At 33.7% G+C, this 19,956-nt stretch carries 15 protein-coding genes; 11 read left to right on the forward strand and 4 right to left on the reverse strand.

Annotated features, from left to right (window positions below; genetic code table 11):
• Window positions 1–73: 73 nt before the first annotated feature.
• Entirely contained in the window at window positions 74–640 is a 567-nt protein-coding gene (locus OZP15_RS14310; protein WP_281336480.1) for a hypothetical protein, read from the reverse strand.
• Window positions 641–845: 205 nt separating this feature from the next.
• Window positions 846–1,115, reverse strand: a complete 270-nt coding sequence (locus tag OZP15_RS14315; RefSeq protein WP_281336481.1) for a hypothetical protein — start codon at window positions 1,113–1,115, stop codon at window positions 846–848.
• A gap of 65 nt (window positions 1,116–1,180) precedes the next feature.
• Here OZP15_RS14315 and miaB point away from each other — a divergent pair, with 65 nt between their 5' ends.
• From miaB to tamL, 11 genes are all read left to right on the forward strand, one after another.
• Window positions 1,181–2,626: a tRNA (N6-isopentenyl adenosine(37)-C2)-methylthiotransferase MiaB gene (gene miaB, locus OZP15_RS14320; RefSeq protein ID WP_281336482.1), complete on the forward strand. Its 1,446-nt coding sequence runs from the start codon at window positions 1,181–1,183 to the stop codon at window positions 2,624–2,626.
• Window positions 2,627–2,702: 76 nt separating this feature from the next.
• Window positions 2,703–3,074, forward strand: coding sequence for a GxxExxY protein (locus OZP15_RS14325; protein ID WP_269226162.1), 372 nt, complete (start codon window positions 2,703–2,705; stop codon window positions 3,072–3,074).
• Window positions 3,075–3,221: 147 nt separating this feature from the next.
• Window positions 3,222–4,478 carry a sigma-54 interaction domain-containing protein gene (locus OZP15_RS14330; protein WP_269226163.1) on the forward strand — a complete coding sequence of 419 codons (1,257 nt, stop codon included), beginning with the start codon at window positions 3,222–3,224 and terminating at the stop codon, window positions 4,476–4,478.
• A gap of 81 nt (window positions 4,479–4,559) precedes the next feature.
• A complete protein-coding gene (locus OZP15_RS14335) occupies window positions 4,560–5,063 on the forward strand; it encodes an LptE family protein (protein WP_281336483.1) in 504 nt (167 codons plus the stop codon).
• Window positions 5,064–5,132: 69 nt separating this feature from the next.
• A complete protein-coding gene (locus OZP15_RS14340) occupies window positions 5,133–5,984 on the forward strand; it encodes a tetratricopeptide repeat protein (RefSeq protein WP_269226164.1) in 852 nt (283 codons plus the stop codon).
• 3 nt (window positions 5,985–5,987) lie between these two features.
• Entirely contained in the window at window positions 5,988–6,326 is a 339-nt protein-coding gene (gene secG, locus OZP15_RS14345) for a preprotein translocase subunit SecG (RefSeq protein WP_281336484.1), read from the forward strand.
• Between the two features lie 140 nt (window positions 6,327–6,466).
• Window positions 6,467–6,742 carry a co-chaperone GroES gene (locus tag OZP15_RS14350; protein ID WP_073368544.1) on the forward strand — a complete coding sequence of 92 codons (276 nt, stop codon included), beginning with the start codon at window positions 6,467–6,469 and terminating at the stop codon, window positions 6,740–6,742.
• A gap of 92 nt (window positions 6,743–6,834) precedes the next feature.
• Window positions 6,835–8,463: a chaperonin GroEL gene (groL, locus tag OZP15_RS14355; protein WP_281336485.1), complete on the forward strand. Its 1,629-nt coding sequence runs from the start codon at window positions 6,835–6,837 to the stop codon at window positions 8,461–8,463.
• A gap of 209 nt (window positions 8,464–8,672) precedes the next feature.
• Window positions 8,673–11,030 carry a hypothetical protein gene (locus OZP15_RS14360; protein ID WP_281336486.1) on the forward strand — a complete coding sequence of 786 codons (2,358 nt, stop codon included), beginning with the start codon at window positions 8,673–8,675 and terminating at the stop codon, window positions 11,028–11,030.
• 212 nt (window positions 11,031–11,242) lie between these two features.
• Complete coding sequence (locus OZP15_RS14365; protein ID WP_281336487.1) at window positions 11,243–16,315, forward strand: translocation/assembly module TamB domain-containing protein; 5,073 nt, start codon at window positions 11,243–11,245, stop codon at window positions 16,313–16,315.
• A complete protein-coding gene (gene tamL / locus OZP15_RS14370) occupies window positions 16,312–18,606 on the forward strand; it encodes a translocation and assembly module lipoprotein TamL (protein ID WP_432419378.1) in 2,295 nt (764 codons plus the stop codon). The genes OZP15_RS14365 and tamL overlap by 4 nt, the downstream gene beginning before the upstream one ends.
• A gap of 79 nt (window positions 18,607–18,685) precedes the next feature.
• Here the strand turns inward: tamL and OZP15_RS14375 are convergent, their stop codons facing one another.
• Together OZP15_RS14375 and OZP15_RS14380 are read right to left on the reverse strand one after the other, a co-directional pair.
• Entirely contained in the window at window positions 18,686–19,060 is a 375-nt protein-coding gene (locus OZP15_RS14375; protein WP_269226170.1) for a SpoIIAA family protein, read from the reverse strand.
• 183 nt (window positions 19,061–19,243) lie between these two features.
• On the reverse strand, window positions 19,244–19,921 hold the full coding sequence (locus tag OZP15_RS14380; protein WP_281336489.1) for a DedA family protein: 678 nt from the start codon (window positions 19,919–19,921) through the stop codon (window positions 19,244–19,246).
• Window positions 19,922–19,956 lie beyond the last annotated feature (35 nt).

A 19,956-nucleotide genomic window follows, 5' to 3' on the forward strand; every position in this document is an offset into this window, starting at 1 on the left:
TTACATTATACCTATTTCCTAAAAACGCTGTAGCTATTGGCAGAACTGCTTTTGGCTATCTTTCCTTTCAAGTTTAGCAACCACAAGAGCTTTTTTCATTTATATTTCTCTTTTTATTTTTTCGTATGATTTTTACAATCTTAAAAGCCTCATCATTTTCTCTTATTTCAACCATCCCAAATTGTTTGATAATGATATGGTTTTTTGTTTTGTAAAACTCATACTTTTTACCATCAATCAGTGTGTCTTTCACTCTGTAATAATTTTCTTTATCTGCTGAATTTAAAACATACTCGTCAAAACCAAAATAACTTTTTGGATTTTCTAAATTTTGTATCCCCATTACTAATGAATCTTTATCACCATAAAAAGCAATTTCAATTCCATCTTCACAAGCTCCACATTTATATAGTGCAGAATAACTTTTAGTGTGATTAATTTCAAATCTATTTACAGTAATAGTTTTATACGAATTGTTATTACTTTTAAATATCAATTGATCACCTTGATGATATGGAAACCATTCGAAATAAGTAGGATTTAGTTTGTCACAACTTTCAGTTAAAAAAAAATTGAACCCCAAGAGAATTATTGTAATTATTGCGATACATACTAAAATTATTACTTTCAATGTTTTCATTAAAGTTTCAATATTATTTATGGTCTTTAAAGGAATTTGACAAAAATTAAGGTATTGAATTTACGATTTTGTGATAGCATTTTTGCCAACTGCCAACTACCCAAATTGAAGGTTGGCAAAGGTCTGTCTCACCTTTTGTTTTTTTCAAATATATTGTTTTTTTTTCTTACAAAGAATCAAAAGTATTTTTTATTTGTTGACCACATTAATAAAGATTTATTAAGAAAACAAACTTCATTTGTAAAACAAAATATGATTCTGAAAACGAATACCCTAGCCCCGATTGCAGTGGAAAGCCCGGAGCAAAAAAAGTAAAGTTTCCTGTTCTAAAAAAGCGACCAACGGAAGCTCTTTTTAGAACAGGAAACTTTACTTTTTTTTGTGAGGACTTGTAACGGAAAGCGGGACACGAGCGACAGCGAACTGGCGAAGCAATAGCTTCTTGATAAAATACTGTTAAATCTGCGTCTGACATCTTGTCATATTTATTCAAATAATCGTATCTTTACCCCCTATTAAAACACACTTCTAAAAGTGACTATGGAAAAGATTATTGAAGAAAGTAAGCAGGGCGAAAGTCTTGTTTTAGAACATAAGCCAGAAAATACCAAAAAACTATTTATAGAAAGTTACGGCTGTGCGATGAATTTTTCGGACAGTGAAATCGTGGCTTCCATCCTATCATCAAACGGATACAACACGACGCAGACTTTGGAAGAAGCCGATTTGGTTTTGGTCAATACCTGTTCAATTCGTGATAAAGCGGAACAAACCATTCGCAAACGTTTGGAGAAATACAATGCTGTAAAGAGAATCAATCCATCGATGAAAGTTGGGGTTTTGGGCTGTATGGCAGAACGTTTGAAAGAGAAATTTCTGGACGAAGAGAAAATTGTCGATATGGTTGTGGGCCCTGATGCTTACAAGGATTTACCTAATTTATTGGCAGAAGTGGAAGAAGGCCGGGATGCCATAAATGTGATTTTGTCGAAAGATGAAACTTATGGCGATATTTCTCCGGTTCGATTGATGAGCAACGGGATTACAGCTTTGGTTTCTATCACTCGTGGTTGCGATAATATGTGTACGTTTTGTGTGGTTCCTTTTACTCGTGGACGTGAACGCAGTCGTGAACCGCAAAGTATTATGACGGAAATTCAGGATTTGTGGAGCAAAGGTTTTAAGGAAATTACGCTTTTGGGACAAAATGTGGATAGTTACTTATGGTATGGTGGTGGATTGAAAAAAGATTTTGTCAACGCTACCGAAATGCAAAAAGCAACTGCTGTTGATTTTGACCAATTATTAGAAATGGTAGCTGTTGGTTTTCCTAAAATGCGTATTCGTTTTTCGACTTCTAATCCGCAAGATATGCACGAAAGTGTGTTGCACGTGATTGCGAAATACAATAATATTTGCAAACACATTCATTTGCCTGTTCAGTCAGGAAGCAACCGAATTCTGAAGGAAATGAATCGTTTGCACACTCGCGAAGAGTATATGACTTTGATTGATAAAATCAGAGCGATTATTCCAAACGCTTCGATTTCGCAGGACATGATTGCCGGTTTCCCTACCGAAACGGAAGAAGATCATCAGGATACTTTGAGTTTGATGGAGTATGTGAAATATAATTTTGGTTATATGTATTCGTATTCGGAACGTCCGGGAACTTTGGCAGGAAGAAAAATGGAAGATGATGTCGCAGAAGAAACAAAAGCAAGGAGATTACAGGAAATTGTCGATTTGCAACAGAAAAACTCCTGGTTCCGAAGTGAAGAATTCATTGGTCAGACGGTAGAAGTTTTGGTGGAGAAAGTTTCAAAGAAATCGGCAGCAGAGTTTTCTGGAAGAAATTCGCAAAGTATTACAGTCGTTTTCCCAAAAGAGAATTATAAAATTGGGGATTTTGTAAATGTAAAAATCACAAGCTGCACCAGCGGAACTTTAAAAGGGGAAGCAGTTGGCTATTCTGAAATGAATTAAGAAAGTTAGCCACGAATTTCACGAATGAACACTAATTTTTAATTTTTATTAATTACACTAATTAGCAATATTAAATATGGATTTATACAAACATGAAGAATATTATAAAATAATTGGTTTATGTATGGAAGTTCACAGAGTACTTGGTGGCGGATTATTAGAAGCTGTATATAAAGAAGCTCTAGAAATTGAATTTAAGAATCATGGTATCTCTTATGAAAGGGAAAAAGAATTCAAAATTTACTATAAAGAATCGCTATTACAAAAAAGATTTTACGCAGATTTCGTAGTATGTGATGATATCATTTTAGAAGTAAAAGCTACAAAATTAATAATTGACGAAAACATTGCTCAAACATTAAATTATTTAGCAATCACTAAAAACAAACTAGGAATAATTGCAAATTTTAGTACAAAATCTTTGCAACAAAAAAGGATAGTTTTATAGAAATAAAGGTAGAACACAAATTCACACGAAAAATTAGCTTTTTTAATTTCAAAAATTCTTTGAGACAATTAAAATTCGTGTAATTCAATTTTAATTAATTAAAAATTAGTGTTCATTCGTGAAATTCGTGGCTAAAGAACAAAATATATGGAAACAGTTCAATCAATAAAACAACGATTCGAGATTATCGGAAATGACCCGAAACTCAATCGTGCGATAGAAAAAGCCATTCAGGTGGCACCAACTGATATTTCAGTATTAGTTGTGGGTGAAAGTGGCGTTGGAAAAGAAAGCATTCCAAAAATCATACATTCGCTTTCGCATAGAAAGCATGGAAAATACATTGCTGTAAACTGTGGTGCAATCCCGGAAGGAACCATTGATAGTGAGCTTTTTGGTCACGAAAAAGGCGCTTTTACAGGAGCCACTTCTACCCGCGAAGGGTATTTTGAAGTAGCAAGTGGCGGAACAATTTTTCTGGATGAAGTGGGTGAATTGCCTTTGACAACCCAAGTTCGTTTGCTTCGTATTTTAGAAAATGGAGAGTTCCTGAAAGTAGGTTCATCACAAGTTCAAAAAACAGACGTACGAATTGTAGCAGCTACCAATGTCAATTTGTTTGATGCTATCGAAAAAGGAAAATTCCGTGAAGATTTGTATTATCGATTGAGTACGGTTGATATTACTTTGCCTCCTTTGCGAGATAGAAAAGATGACATTCATTTGTTGTTCAGAAAATTTGCAGCAGATTTTGCTCATAAATATAAAATGCCTCCTATTAAATTGGATGATGATGCCGTTCAATTATTGCAAAAGTTTCGTTGGAGTGGAAACATCCGTCAGTTGCGAAACGTAGCGGAACAAATCTCCGTTTTGGAGACCAACAGAGATATTTCGGCAAATGCCTTACAATCCTATTTACCCGTTGAAGGAAGTAATTTGCCCTCGGTCATTAAAGATAAAAAATCAGAAAACGATTTTTCAACCGAAAGAGAAATTCTGTACAAAGTCCTTTTTGATATGAAAAGTGATTTGCACGATTTGAAAAAATTAACTTTGGAATTGATGCAAAATGGAAGTGCTAAAGTGCAAGAAACCAGTTCACATCTCATCCAAAAGATTTATGGCAATAAGCAAGATGATAGCGAAATAGATTATGAAGAAGAACCAAGAACAGCTATTATTACATCACCGACTCCTGTAAACACGTATCAGTCACAAGAAGACAATTACCAATTTGCCGAAAGTGTTGAAGAGGAAGAAGTTTTGAGATTGGAACAAAAAGAAATCGAAATGATCAAAAAATCATTGGAAAAAAACAAAGGAAAACGAAAAATGGCAGCCGATGAATTGGGAATTTCTGAAAGAACATTGTACCGAAAAATAAAACAATTTGATTTATAAATAAATTCCAAAAAACAAAAAACAAATTCCAAAAATGTAAATTCATATATTTGAAAAAAATTGGAATTCATCAAAACCTTTATGAGAAAAACATATCCTTTTTTATTTCTAATTTTATTGTTTACAGCAAGCAGTTGTTCCATTTACAACTTTACTGGAACTGGTCCAATTGACGCTAAAACGTTTCAGGTTAATTATTTTCCTAACAATGCTGAATTAATTGAACCTGGATTAGACAGAAGATTCACTTTGCAATTGCAAGATCTTATCCAAAGTCAAACCAATTTGAATTTGGTTAAAACAGGGGGCGATTTGACTTATGAGGGCGAAATTGTCGATTACAGGATCAGTCCAATGACCGCCACTGCCGATCAGCAAGCTTCTCAAAACAGATTAACTATTAGAGTCAATGTCCGTTTTTTTAACAAAAAGAAAGAAACCGATAATTTCGAAAAAACATTCGAATTTTATTATGACTATCCTGCAACGCAACAACTCAACGGAGGAACTTTAGATACTGCCTTAAAAGAAATTTTTGACAGGATTACTCAAGATATTTTTAATGACTCTTTGGCGAAATGGTAATTTAAAGGTTAATTGGTTAACTGTTTAATCGATTAAACAGTTAACCAATTCCACGATTAAACACTAAAAATGAACGTAACCGATTATACTTATTTAATTAACAAACCCGATGCTATTCAAGAAAAGCATACCGATTCTTTAGGCAAAGTATTGGATGAATTTCCGTATTTTCAAAGTGCTAGAGCCTTGCGCTTGAAAGGACTTTATAACCAAAACAGTTTTAAGTACAACTACGCTTTGAAAGTTACCGCTGCTCACACCACAGACAGAACGGTTCTTTTTGATTTCATCACATCGGATAGTTTTATTGCCATTCAAAAAGGATTGTATGACAAGAAATTATCACAACTACTAGACATTAGCGTTGTTGATTTTGAAGTTATTAAAACCGAAACAAAGCTTGAATCAAGACCCAACACCATTGAGGAATCGATTCTTAACTCTATAAAAGGAGTTTCGGAAGCAGAAGAAAACACCAAAACTGCTGTAGAAAAACTAGAAATAGGCAAACCTCTAGATTTTTCTATCAATGAAAAACATTCGTTTCAAGAATGGTTGCAACTCTCCCGAATCGAGCCTATTGTTAGAGAAAATCCCAAAAAAGAAACAGTAGAAACCATCGAATTAGACGAAGAAAAAAGAAAAAAAGCCGAATTGATTGATAAATTCATCGAAGCCAATCCAAAAATTTCGCCTGCAAAAACACACACAACTAGCACCACAACCTTTGTAGAACCAGACAAGACGGACGCTTCCTACTTGATGACCGAAACTTTAGCCAGAGTTTATTTGGAACAAAAAAAGTATCAACGCGCCATTCAAGCTTATGAAATATTAATTTTGAAATATCCAGAAAAAAGTAGTTTCTTTGCAGACCGTATTTCGGATATAGAGATTTTACAACAAAATAATAATAAATAAACAATGAGCACATTTTCAATTTTTTTAGTTTTAATAACAATAGTTTGCTTTCTATTGATAGTAGTAATTATGGTTCAAAACCCTAAAGGTGGCGGATTATCATCAACATTAGGTGGTTCTCAAATGTTGGGTGGCGTACAAAAAACGACTGACTTTTTAGACAAAAGTACTTGGACATTAGCCACAGTATTAGTGGTACTTATATTACTTTCTAGTTTAAGTTTTGATGGAGCATTGAGCGACACTGATTCTAAAATTATCGAAAAATCTGAAACTGCAGCTCCTGCTACAAACGCTGCTCCAGTTCAAAACGTACCAGCTGCTGAACCAGCAAAACAATAATTTATTTTTAAAAAATAGAACAAATGCCAGCCTGTCAAAGCTGGCATTTCTTTTTAAGAAAAAATGTCAGTTTTCAAGCCTTGGCATAATTTCTGAAATCCGAATCGCAACAATTAATAACAACAAAATATCATATCATTATGGCTTTAAATATTAAACCGCTTTCAGACCGCGTTCTTATCGAACCTGCTGCTGCAGAAACAAAAACAGCATCAGGAATTTTTATTCCAGACACTGCCAAAGAAAAACCACAAAAAGGAACTGTAGTTGCTGCTGGTAATGGTAAAAAAGACGAACCATTAACTGTAAAAGTGGGCGACACTGTTCTTTATGGAAAATACGCTGGAACAGAATTAAAATTAGAAGGAAAAGATTATTTGATTATGCGCGAGGATGATATTTTAGCTATCATCTAATTAAAAAACAAAAAAATTAAGTATAAAATTTTGCAGTTCTTATTTAAACAACTTTAAACTTTTAAACCTTAAACAATTTAAAAAAACAAAAAATGGCAAAAGATATAAAATTTGATATTGAAGCACGCGATGGATTAAAACGCGGTGTTGACGCATTAGCAAATGCAGTAAAAGTAACGCTAGGACCAAAAGGTCGTAACGTAATTATTGGAAGATCTTTTGGTGGTCCAACGGTTACTAAAGATGGTGTTTCAGTTGCAAAAGAAATCGAATTGAAAGACCCATTGGAAAATATGGGTGCTCAAATGGTAAAAGAAGTAGCTTCAAAAACCAATGATTTGGCTGGTGACGGAACTACAACTGCAACCGTTTTGGCACAAGCTATCGTAAAAGAAGGTTTGAAAAACGTTGCCGCAGGTGCAAACCCAATGGACTTGAAACGTGGAATTGACAAAGCTGTTGAAGCTATTGTTGCTGATTTAGCTAAACAAACCAAAGTAGTAGGAAGTGATTCTGAAAAAATCAAGCAAATTGCTTCTATTTCTGCTAATAATGACGAAGTTATTGGTGAATTGATTGCTAATGCTTTCGCAAAAGTTGGGAAAGAAGGTGTTATCACTGTTGAAGAAGCCAAAGGTACTGATACTTATGTAGATGTTGTTGAAGGAATGCAATTTGACAGAGGATATCTTTCTCCTTATTTTGTTACTAATCCAGAGAAAATGGAAGCAGAATTAGACAGTCCATACATCCTTTTGTATGACAAAAAAGTATCTTCTTTAAAAGAATTATTACCGGTTTTAGAACCAGTAGCTCAATCAGGAAAACCATTATTGATTATTGCCGAAGATGTTGACGGAGAAGCTTTATCTACATTGGTAGTAAACAAATTGCGTGGCGCATTGAAAATTGCAGCTGTAAAAGCTCCAGGTTTTGGTGACCGTAGAAAAGCAATGTTGGAAGATATCGCTATCCTAACAGGTGGAACTGTAATTTCTGAAGAAAGAGGTTATACGTTAGAAAATACCACTATCGAAATGTTAGGAACTGCAAAAAGAGTTTCTATCGACAAAGATAACACTACAATCGTAAGCGGTGCTGGTGATGCAGATACTATCAAAAACAGAGTAAACCAAATCAAAGGTCAAATGGAAACTACGACTTCTGATTATGATAAAGAAAAGTTGCAAGAACGTTTGGCAAAATTAGCTGGTGGTGTTGCAGTTCTTTATGTTGGTGCTGCTTCTGAAGTAGAAATGAAAGAGAAAAAAGACCGTGTTGACGATGCTTTACACGCTACTCGTGCTGCTGTTGAAGAAGGAATTGTTGCTGGTGGAGGTGTTGCTTTATTAAGAGCTAAAAACGCCCTTACTGATTTAAAAGCAGACAATGCTGATGAAGCTACAGGAATTAAAATTATTTCTCGTGCAATCGAAGCTCCTTTGAGAACTATCGTTGAAAACGCTGGATTGGAAGGTTCAGTTGTTGTAGCAAAAGTGGCTGAAGGTTCTGGAGATTTTGGATACAATGCCAAAACTGATGAATATGTAGATATGCTTGCTGCTGGAATTATTGATCCTAAAAAAGTAACACGTGTAGCGTTAGAAAATGCTGCTTCGGTTGCTGGAATGATCTTAACTACTGAATGTGCTTTGGTAGAAATCAAAGAAGAAGGCGGAGCTGGAAGCCCAATGGGTGGCGGTATGCCAGGAATGATGTAATATTTTTGAAATTCCAAAAATAAAATTCTAAATCCCAATTGGGATTCAAAAGCCGAAGCTAATAACTTCGGCTTTTTTTATGGCACAATTTGTGTTAATAGATTTGTAAATAAAAACCTAAAACCCGAAGTTTTATTTCAAATTTTAATTTATTTTTGATTCGATCAAATTATCTTTCAAATGTTAACTAACCGATCATCTATTTACAAATGAGAGTAATCATCATTATTTTCAGTTTACTATTTTTTCTTCCATCCTTTGCGCAAACTACAAGCGATCAAGAAAAAATCAAGAATTACATAGACACTTATTTTTCTTATGACAGAGAAAATATTCACGTCCAATTCAATAAGAATATTTATGTCAACACCGAAGATTTGGCTTTCAAAGGCTATGTTTGGAGCAAAAACAACAATATAGCGCATAGTAACACCACCAATGTGCAATTAATAATCTATAACGAACAACAGGAAATCGTTCAAAAACAATTACTTTTTGCAAACAAAGGTACTTTTTCAGGAGGCATTCATTTGAACGATAAATTCAAAAATGGTAAATATTATTTTCATTTTTTCACCAATTGGATGAATAATTTCACAGAAGACGATTCGTTCCTGCAAACCATTGAAATCATTGACAAAAATGAAACTTATAATTTAAAAACAAACGAACCCAATTGGAAAACAGCAACTGTTTCCATATTTCCCGAAGGAGGTACCATTATCAGCGACATCAACAATTCAGTAGGGATTAGCATCAAAGATTGCAACCAAAAAGGAATAGAAATCAAAGAAGGCGTTATCATCGATTCGAAATCAAATGAGGTTTCGAGTTTTCATACGAACAAAATGGGAAATGGAGCTTTCTATTTTACACCCAATATTAACGAAACTTACACCCTAAAAATAAAGTCTGAAAAATTAACGCTTTCTCAACCATTACCGAAAACCAAAGAAACAGGTATTATTGTAACCTACAACAACAATCTCCCAAAAAACAAACTGATTGTTGCCGTAAAAACCAACACCAAGGGACTCGAATTGTATCAAAACAAGAAGTTCATTTTGCTCATTCAACAAAACAGAAATTTAATTCAACAAGAAATTACGTTTAAAAACGGTAAAACCGACCAAACATTAATTGTGGATAAAAAATATTTGCCCGAAGGCGTGAATAGCATCCGATTGATAGACGAAAACCTAAATCAAATCACCGAAAGATTAGTTTATATCAACGCCATAAACAGCCCGATTACAACATTCGAAACCAAAAATATTACGAAAGACAGCATTGCAATCGTTACCAAAACCGAAATAAATCAGGCTGATTTGAGCGTTAGCATTCTTCCAGAAAACAATGCTTGTGTAACTGAAAAAAGATCAATTATTGGTACTTTCAACCTCAACGGTTATTTAGAAAATCCAGAAATAAACAATTATGTTTATTTCGACACCGAAAATGAGAATCGAAAACAAGACCTTGAACTGCTTTTATTAAATCAAACCAACAGTAAATTTCATTGGGAAAACATCAAATTGAATCCGCCAAAAATCAATTATACTTTTGACAAAGGCGTAACCATTAGTGGGAAAGTAGAGCAAAAACCAAACTCGAATACCCAATATAAAATTGCGCTTGTTTCTTCTAAAAACAATCTGTTTGAAAAAACCGACATCGATGCGAAAAATGATTTCAAATTCGAAAATCTGTATGCTCAAGATTCGACAGTAGTTTTTTTTCAAATGGTTAACGAAAAAAGCATCTCTGTTGATACCAAAATGCAAACGAGAGTGGCTTCTAAAGAGACTAAATTTCAATTGGATCCACGGTTTGAAAAAACCAATTGTCCTATTGAGAAAATTACAGGAAAAACATTCACTTTTTCGACCATTAATTTAGAAGACAAAACCATTAATTTAGCTGAAGTTTCCATCAAAAGCGAAAGTAAAAAAAATGCTTTAATCCATAAAAAAGACATGAGTGGTTTTGCCACTGCATTTAAAATCAAAGAAAATGATTTTGGCAGATTGTTAGATTTCCTAAACCGAAATGGTTATAAATCTGGTATAAATCCTGAAACTGGCGAAGTTTTTATCCGAAGCAATCGGATGGGAAATGGCGTAACACCATCTGTTTTTATTGACAATGATTTGGTTTTAGACAACAATCAATTGTTCAATCTGTACATGAATGAAATTGACGAAGTGTATATTGATCAGTCTGGCTCTTCAGACACTTACAATGTAGGCAATGGAACAATCAAAATTTTCTTGAAAAAACTAAAAGGTAAAGACGAGTATTTCAAAACTAAATATGCTTCCTTAATAGTAACCCGAGCTTTTGCACCAACTCTAAAATACAAAATCTCTCAATTTCCATCCACTAATGAAAACGCTTATTTTGGTACCTTGAATTGGTCACCCAACATCATTCTAAAAGAAGATCCCAATTTCGAAATTAAGTTGCCAAAAAGTGACAACAAAGAAATTCAAGTCTTACTAGAAGGATTTTCAGAAGATGGAAAATTAATTTCTTTAATGAAAAAAATCCCTGTTTTGAATCCTTAATCTAATGAATTTCAAAACCAATCAGGAATTTAATACTGATTACTGAATTAATTAAAAACGAATGATTAAATTGGTCAGATATTAAAATCATACAGATTACAAAACGATTTTGCTTTAGATTAATCTTATAATTTTAAAAAATATTATAGGAATTATATAACTAATAAAGTGACCGTTATTGCACCTTTGATGATTAAAGATTCCTGACATTTATGAGTCCAAAACTACTTCTACTTGCAAAAAAAGCACTTCGTATTTTACTTTGGTGTACAGTTGCGATTGTTGGTTTTTTGCTCCTGCTCATCGTTCTGATTCAAGTTCCCGCTGTTCAAAATTTTGCTAAAGACAAGGCGATAACTTACCTCAACAACAAAATTAAAACCAAAACTACGTTAGACCGAATTGCGATAAGTTTTCCCAAAAACATTGTGCTGGAAGGTTTCTATTTTGAAGATCAAAACAAAGATACTTTATTGAGCGGCAAACGATTGGAAGTGGATATTGACTTGTTCAAACTCTTAAGCAACGAAGTCGAAATCAACTCTGTTGCACTCGAAAATGTAACCGCAAATATCTCCCGAAATAAAGATTCTGTATTTAATTTTGACTACATCATTAAAGCTTTTGCCTCGACTGAACCCAAAAAACCAGACAGTAAACCTTTTGTGATTTCAGTGGTGAATGTCGATTTAAAGAATATTAAATTCCAATTCAAAGACGATTTATCCAAGAATGACATCAAGGTAAAACTCGATAAATTTGCAACTCAATTCAAAAAATTCGATTTAGACAAAATGGATTTCAACATTCCAAATATCGATTTGCAAGGATTAAAAGTCGTTTTAAATCAGGATTTAGTCGAAAAAATTGCGGAAGTTTCCGTTAAAACTGCTGATACGATTGCCAAAAGAAGTGATTTCAATTTAGAATTAAACGAAATTAGTTTATCTAAAATCGCCATTTTATACGACAATAAAGATTCTAAAATGAATTCGGGTTTAACTTTAGGAAGTCTAAAACTGTTGGTCAATGATTTGGATATCCAAAATCAAAAGTTTGATTTCAAATCTTTTGAAGTTAAAAACCTAAAAGGAAATTTGTTGTTTGGCAAAAAAGATACGCCTATAAAAACACCCAATTTAGACTCGACTTCGCTTCCAAAACAAAGCTGGAAAGTCAAATTAGCAAAGCTCGATTTGCAAAATATTGCTTTTCAATTTGATGACATGCAATCGCCAGCACTAAAAAACGGTATCGATTACAGCCATCTTAATTTGAATAGTTTGAACACGAAAGCGGAACAAATTTATTATGGAAATGACACGATTTCTGGAAACCTAAAATCGTTAACCGTAAATGAAAAAAGCGGATTGAAAATTCAACAACTCAAAACCCAATTTTTTTATGGACCAAAACAGGCTTATCTCAAGAATTTATATCTAAAAACCCCTCAAACACTTTTACAAGATCAAATAAAAGTGAACTATCAATCTATTGCATCGATTTCGAAAAACACTGGCGATTTGGGAATTCAAGCCAATATGAATCAGGCAAAAATTGGGTTCAAAGATATTTTGCTTTTTGCACCTCAACTTCAAAAAACAAATCCTTTTAATTCTAATCCGAATGCGGTTTTATACATCAATTCTCGTTTGAATGGAAAGATAAAAGACTTGACGATTCCGTATTTTCAAATACAAGGAATTGGTTCTACAAAAATTTCTGTTTCAGGAAAAATCAAAGGCTTACCCGATGTTGAAAAAGCTTTTTTTGATTTGGATATCAAAAACCTAACAACTTCATCAAAAGATATTATTTCTTTTGTCCCTGCTAATACTTTACCTAAAACCATTCGACTACCAGAGCAATTGCAACTCAAGGGAAATTTCAAAGGTGGTATCGCAAATTTCAAAACCAAACTAGCTTTGAACAGCAATTACGGCAAAGCCAATGTTGATGCTTTGTTCGACAATAGCGTTAAAAACCGTGAAAAATACGATGCTACAATTTCGTTTCAGGATTTTAATTTAGGACGATTAATCCAAAATGATTCATTAGGCAAAATCACGCTAAATACAAAAGTCAAAGGACAAGGATTGAATCCTCAAACCGCTAATGCACAATTAGAAGCTATTGTCAAAAAAGCGGATTTCAACAAATATATTTATTCTAATATTTCTTTAAAAGGTGCTATTGCCAAAGGTAATTTCAATGTGAAAGCGAATAGCAATGATCCGAATTTAAAATTTTTACTTGCTGCTAATGGCGGCTTCAAAGACAAATATCCAGCGGTAAAATTAAACCTAAACCTAGATATTGCCGATTTAGAAAAACTAAATCTACACGCTGGACCAATGAAAATTAGAGGGAATATTGCCGCTGATATTAGCAACAGCAATCCTGACTATTTGAACGGAAAAATAGCCACATCCAATATTCAAATTTTGCAAGATGCCGATCCAATTGTTTTAGATTCCATTAAAATTGTCGCTTTTTCGGATGCAACTAAAAACAACATCAAAATCAGTTCTCAATTTATAAAAGCCGAAATTGATGGAAAATACAAACTCACCACTTTGGCTGATGCCATTCAAAATTCAGTTTCAAAATACATCAACATTCAAGACAGAAAACCAAAAACTAATGCTCAAAATCAACGTTTGACTTTCAATATTTCGGTTCAAAACGATCCTATTTTGCACCAATTGGTTCCAAAATTGACAGGATTAGAACCCATAACAATTTCTGGAAGGTATAATTCTGTTGGTGACACCCTTATCGTAAAAGGAGCAATTCCAAGAATTATTTATGCCAATAACACGATTTCTGACGGTAAAATAAATATGGAAACCAAAGAAAAAGCCTTGGAATATCAAGTTTCAGTAGGTACTATTGAAGGCGGGCAATTTAAAATTCCATTTACCAACTTATCTGGAAAAGCAGAAAACAACATTCTTACCTATGCTTTGCAAGTGAAAGATGCCGACCAGAAAGATCAATATTTTATCGCTGGAGAATTACTTCATCAAGATGCAAAAAATGTAGTAAAATTAAATCCTGAAAATTTAGTTTTAAACTATGACAAATGGAATATTAACGCAGATAATTCGATTGAATTTGGCGATAAAAGACTTTATATCAATAAATTTTTTTTAGATAATTCAGGTAATGAACTTAAAATTCAATCGCAAGGCAATCAGAACAATGCGCCATTAAAAGTAGATTTTGTCAATTTCAAAATCGAAACTATTTTGAATATGGTTAAAAAAGAAAAACTTTTGATGGATGGTTTAATAAATGGTTCGGCAGTAATTGATAATGTGGTGACCAACCCTACTTTCACTTCGGATTTGACAATTGATAAATTTGTTTTTCAGGGAGAAGCTGTTGGCGATATCAGTCTAAAAATTGACAATAAAACCGCCAATGTACTTTCGGCAAATATGAAGCTTTCAGGCGAAGGAAACGACCTTGAACTATTAGGAAAATACATAACCGACAACGGAAATTTCGATTTGAATTTAGACATTAATCAATTAAACATCAAAAGTATTCAAGGCTTTTCGATGGGCAATATTTCGGAAGGAAAAGGAACTTTATCAGGACAATTTAAAATCACTGGAACGACTGCTGAACCTAAAGTGAATGGCGAATTATTGTTTAAGGACGCTGGTTTTAGAGTTACAAAACTGAATTCTTTTTTCAACATCAATGACGAAAAAATTGCTTTAAGCAATGAAACTATCAACTTTGATAATTTTACTTTAACGGACGAAAACAAAAACGAATTGAGTGTAAACGGAAAAATAATTTCTAAAAATTTTACGGATTATCAATTTGATTTGGCTGTAAAAGCAGATGATTTCAGAGCCATAAACTCTACAGCTGCAGATAATGAAATGTTCTACGGCGATTTATTTTTGGATACTAAATTAAAGATTGAAGGAACACTCGAAAACCCTATCGTTAAAGGAAATATCACCATTAATGAGGAAACTAAATTTTCTGTTGTTCTTCCGCAATCCGATCCGTCGATTGTAGATAGAGAAGGCATTGTTGAATTTGTAGATGAAGACAATGTGTATCTGAAACAAACCGTGAATTTGCAAAACAAACTCAATCAATCGCAATTAATTGGAATGGATGTGGCAGTCACGATTTCTATCGACAAAGAAGCCGAACTTACTTTGGTTATCGACAAAGGCAATGGCGATTACTTGAATTTGAAAGGTGAAGCAGAACTTTCTGGCGGAATTGATCCTTCTGGAAAAACTACTTTGACAGGGAAATACGAGTTTAGTGATGGTGCTTATGAAATGAATTTCAACATGATTCGACGAAAATTTGATATTCAAAAAGGCAGTTATATCATTTGGAATGGCGAGCCGACTATGGCAAATGTCAATATTACGGCAGTCTATAATATCAATACCGCTCCTTTGGATTTATTGGGCGATCAATTGGGAACTGTTACTCCCGAAGTGAGAAATACCTACAAACAGAAGATTCCTTTTCAAACTTTATTGAAGATGAATGGCGAATTATTGAAGCCTGAAATTAGTTTTGACATTGTTTTACCCGATGGTAATTACGGCGTTTCATCAGATATTATTACTACTTCACAAGGAAAATTGGAGCAATTAAGACAAGATCCATCAGAATTGAACAAACAAGTTTTTGCACTCTTATTACTGAACAGATTTGTGGGAGAAAATCCTTTTGCCAGTGAAAGTGGTAGTACGAGTGCCGAATATCTCGCTCGACAAAGTGCTAGCAAAATCCTTTCGCAACAGCTAAATGATATGGCTGGTGATTTAATAAGTGGAGTGCAACTGGAATTTGATTTAGAATCGACAGAAGATTTTACTTCAGGTGCCAAAGAAACCAGAACCGATTTGAATGTTGGCATTTCTAAAAAACTTTTGAATGACCGATTGAAAGTAACTGTAGGCAGTAGTTTTGGTGTAGAGGGAGACGAACGAGCCAATGAAGATGCCGCTAATATTGCTGGAGATGCCTCATTAGAATACCAATTGAGCAAAGATGGGCGATACATGATTCGAGTGTATCGAAAAAACGAATACCAAGTTGCCATTCAAGGAGAAGTGGTAGAAACGGGTGCTGTTTTTGTCATCACGATGGAGTACAATCATTTCAGAGAGCTTTTCAAAAAAAGTGCTGAAGAAATTGAAATTACCAAAAAAGAAAAACTGCAAAAAGAGAAAAAGAAAGCAGAGAAAAAGAAAGCAGAGAAAGAGAAGCAAAAAAAGAAAGAAAACCAATGAAAATGAACTATTCAAAATATCTTTTGCTATGGTGCTGCTTCTTTATTTTAGGATGCAGCAATACTAAATATTTGCCCAAAGGCGATTTGTTATATACAGATGGTTCGGTAAAAATTGAGGATTCAATTATCAAAAGAAAAGACCGAAAAGCACTTGAAACAGAACTAAAAACACTTTTGCGTCCCAAACCTAACAAGCAAATATTGGGATTGAGACCCAAATTATTAATCTATAATCTGGCAGGAAAACCTAAAAAAGAAAAAGGAATTCGTCATTGGTTGCGAACCAAAGTAGGAGAAGCTCCAGTTTTATTCAGCCAAGTCGATTTAGAATACAATTCCTCCGTTTTAAGAAATTATATCGAAAATAGAGGCTATTTCAAAGCCAGAGCACAATCGGATTCTACCCGAAAAGGAGGTCGTGCTACAGCAGAATACAAAATTATCCTTTCCAAACAATACAAAATTAAGGAGATTTCTTTTCCAAATGATTCTACCGATTTAGGAAAAGCCATTAGCCGAACGCAACGAAGAAGCCTTTTGGTACCAGGCAATCCGTATGATTTAGAAACTATAAAATTAGAACGCGAACGCATAGATGCCCGACTCAAAGAAAAAGGATTTTATTTCTTTAATCCCGATTATATTTTGGCACAGGTTGACAGTACCAAAGGCAATCAAGAAGTGAATATCAAACTAAAAATAAAAGACGAAACACCAGACAAAGCCAAGCAAGCTTATACGATAAATAATATTATTGTATATCCCAATTATTCGATTTTAAAAGACAGTGCTACTTACAAAAAAGATGACATACTGCAATACAAAGATTTTACCATCATTGATTCGGCAAAAACCTTTAACCCTAGAGTCTATGATCGTACTTTGTATTTCAAAAAAGGTGATTTTTACAATCGAAAAAACCACAATCTATCCTTAAATCGATTTGTGAATTTAGGCACTTTCAAGTTTGTAAAAAACGAATTCAAAGTATCGGATTCAATTCCCAATACTTTGGATGCTTATTATTATTTGACCTTATTACCCAAAAAATTCATCCGTTTTGAGTTAGGAGCTAGCACCAATTCGGCTGGATATACTGGAACCAACGCAAAAATCAATTGGAATAACAGAAACTTTCTGGGCGGTGCTGAATTGTTCACCCTTTCTTTATTTGGTGGTGCCGATTTTCAGGTAGGTGGAAAAAATGGAGGCTACAATATTTATAGTTTTGGAGGAGAAGCCAGTTTAATATTGCCTCGATTAGTAGCACCTTTTACTTGGCAAAATTCCAGTGAATTTGTTCCTAAAACCAAAATGGCTATCAGTTATGAACGTCAAAACCGAGCGCAACTCTACTCACTAAATTCTTTCAAAACCTCTTTTGGTTATCTGTGGAAAGAAAGTGCGAGAGCTGAACACGATTTGAAAGTGGTAAACATCAATTATGTTAGTCCAAACGAAGTAACGGAATTGTACCAACAAGAAATTTTAGCCAATCCTTCACTTTCAAAAGTCATCGAAAAACAACTTATTTTCGGTCCAACTTACAATTATACGTTTACCAACACCATGCAAAAAAGGAAAAAAAACACTTTCTATTTTAATGGCGAATTGGATTTAGCTGGAAATATAACAGGATTAATCAGAAAAGCAAACGTAAAAAAAGGCGATACCATCCAATTTTTTGATGTGCCTTTCAGCCAATATATAAAGGTAAAAGCTGATTTAAGGCATTATTTAAAGTTAGGCGAAAACAGCAAACTAGCCTCAAGAATAATCGCAGGAGCAGGTTTTGCTTACGGAAATAACACTGAAATGCCTTCCTCCAGACAATTTGTTGTTGGTGGTGCTAATAGTTTAAGAGCTTTCAGAGCACAATCCATTGGCCCAGGAATTTATCAACCTACAGCAACTAATTCTACTTTTCTGCCCGATGAATCTGGAGATATAAAATTAGAATTCAATACAGAATATAAAACTAAATTATTCAGCATTGTCGATGGCGCATTGTTTGCCGATGCTGGAAATATCTGGCTCTTAAACGAAAATCCAAATAAACTTGGCGGTCAATTTACCAAAGATTTCATGAAACAAATTGCCGTTGGCGTAGGTGCTGGATTGCGTTTCGATTTTTCATTTTTAGTCCTCCGAACAGATTTGGCCTTCCCTATTCGTCAACCTTATCCCGTTAACGGAAGCAATTGGGTAATAGACAACATCGATTTTGGAAGTGGTCCTTGGCGGAAAGACAATTTGATTTTGAATATTGCTATTGGTTATCCTTTTTAATCAAGTAAACTAAACCTAAAAAAGCAGCATCAAAGTTTTTTGATGCTGCTTTTTTAATCTAAAAACATTCTATTTTAAACTATTCTAAATCAATTTTTTCAGAAGTCCAATCAATAGCAAGATGATATTCTGCTTTCTTAAAACCTCTAAATGTGCCTGGCATAATTTTGCTAAACACATCTGTTAAATCTATTACTGTTTGCGAATCTGTTACAATTGCAGCTCGATTCCATTTGGTAATATTTTTTATACCCAATAAAGCATCTTGCAACCAAGCCCCTAATGTAAAATCAGCTGGCGAATTATCTAGAAAAAGGAGGTAATTCAATTTATCTGTTTTTTCAACTAAAAGTTTCACTTCTTCAGTAACAAATTCTAAATCTTCTTTTACCACTTCCCCTTCGCTTCTAAAACCAACCATATTATCTGGCAGTCCTTGTATTTTCTCTATCATGATTTTTTTTAATTATTTGATAGTCAAAATTATAAAAAACACTGCACCACCAGTTTCATAAAAACCATTTTAATTAGTATAATTACCACATTCGAAGGAAGCACAAAAAAGAATTATTTTAAATTTTTAGTATAAAAAAACCGCAACATTACTATTGCGGTTTACTAGTCAATAAATGCTGTACTATGATTTTACTTTTTTCTTCAACAATTTGAATATCACTGGTAAAGTCGATGCTAAAATAATAATGATGATAATCTTTTCGATGTGTTCTTTCAAATCAATTCCCCATTGCTCTTTGAACAGACCATACAAATAATGTCCTGAAAATATTAATAGAAACGACCATAAAAAAGAACTCAAAATATTATAGAACATAAATTTCTTTTTGTCCATGGCAACAATTCCTGCCACTATCGGAGCAAAAGTTCTGAAAATTGGCAAAAATCTAGCAAAAATAATCGCTTTACCGCCATACTTTTCGAAGAAATCTTTGGACTGTAATAAGTAATGCTTCTTGAACCAAAAAGTATCTTCTTTTTTAAACAAATAAACACCGCTTTTAGCACCAAACCAATAGCCTACCATATTGCCAAAAATACCTGCAACTGCTACTAAAACTGACAATATAGTCACATTCAGAAAACCATTCTCCAATACAAAAATGGTTTGAAGCAACTCTCGGTTATAAATTCCTGCTAGAAAAAGCAAACTATCGCCTGGAAGAAAAAAACCTGCAAAAAGTCCTGTTTCTGCAAAAACAATAAACAAAACCATGTATAATCCTATTTGGATTCCACCAAGTTTCAAAGTAATATAAAATTCAGGGTTAATTAATTGCCCCCAATCGAAATCATTCATAAAATTATTTTAAAATTTTGTGGGTAAAAATAGGT

Origin of the sequence: Flavobacterium eburneipallidum (assembly GCF_027111355.2) — a bacterium.
GTDB classification, from domain to species: Bacteria; Bacteroidota; Bacteroidia; order Flavobacteriales; family Flavobacteriaceae; genus Flavobacterium; species Flavobacterium eburneipallidum.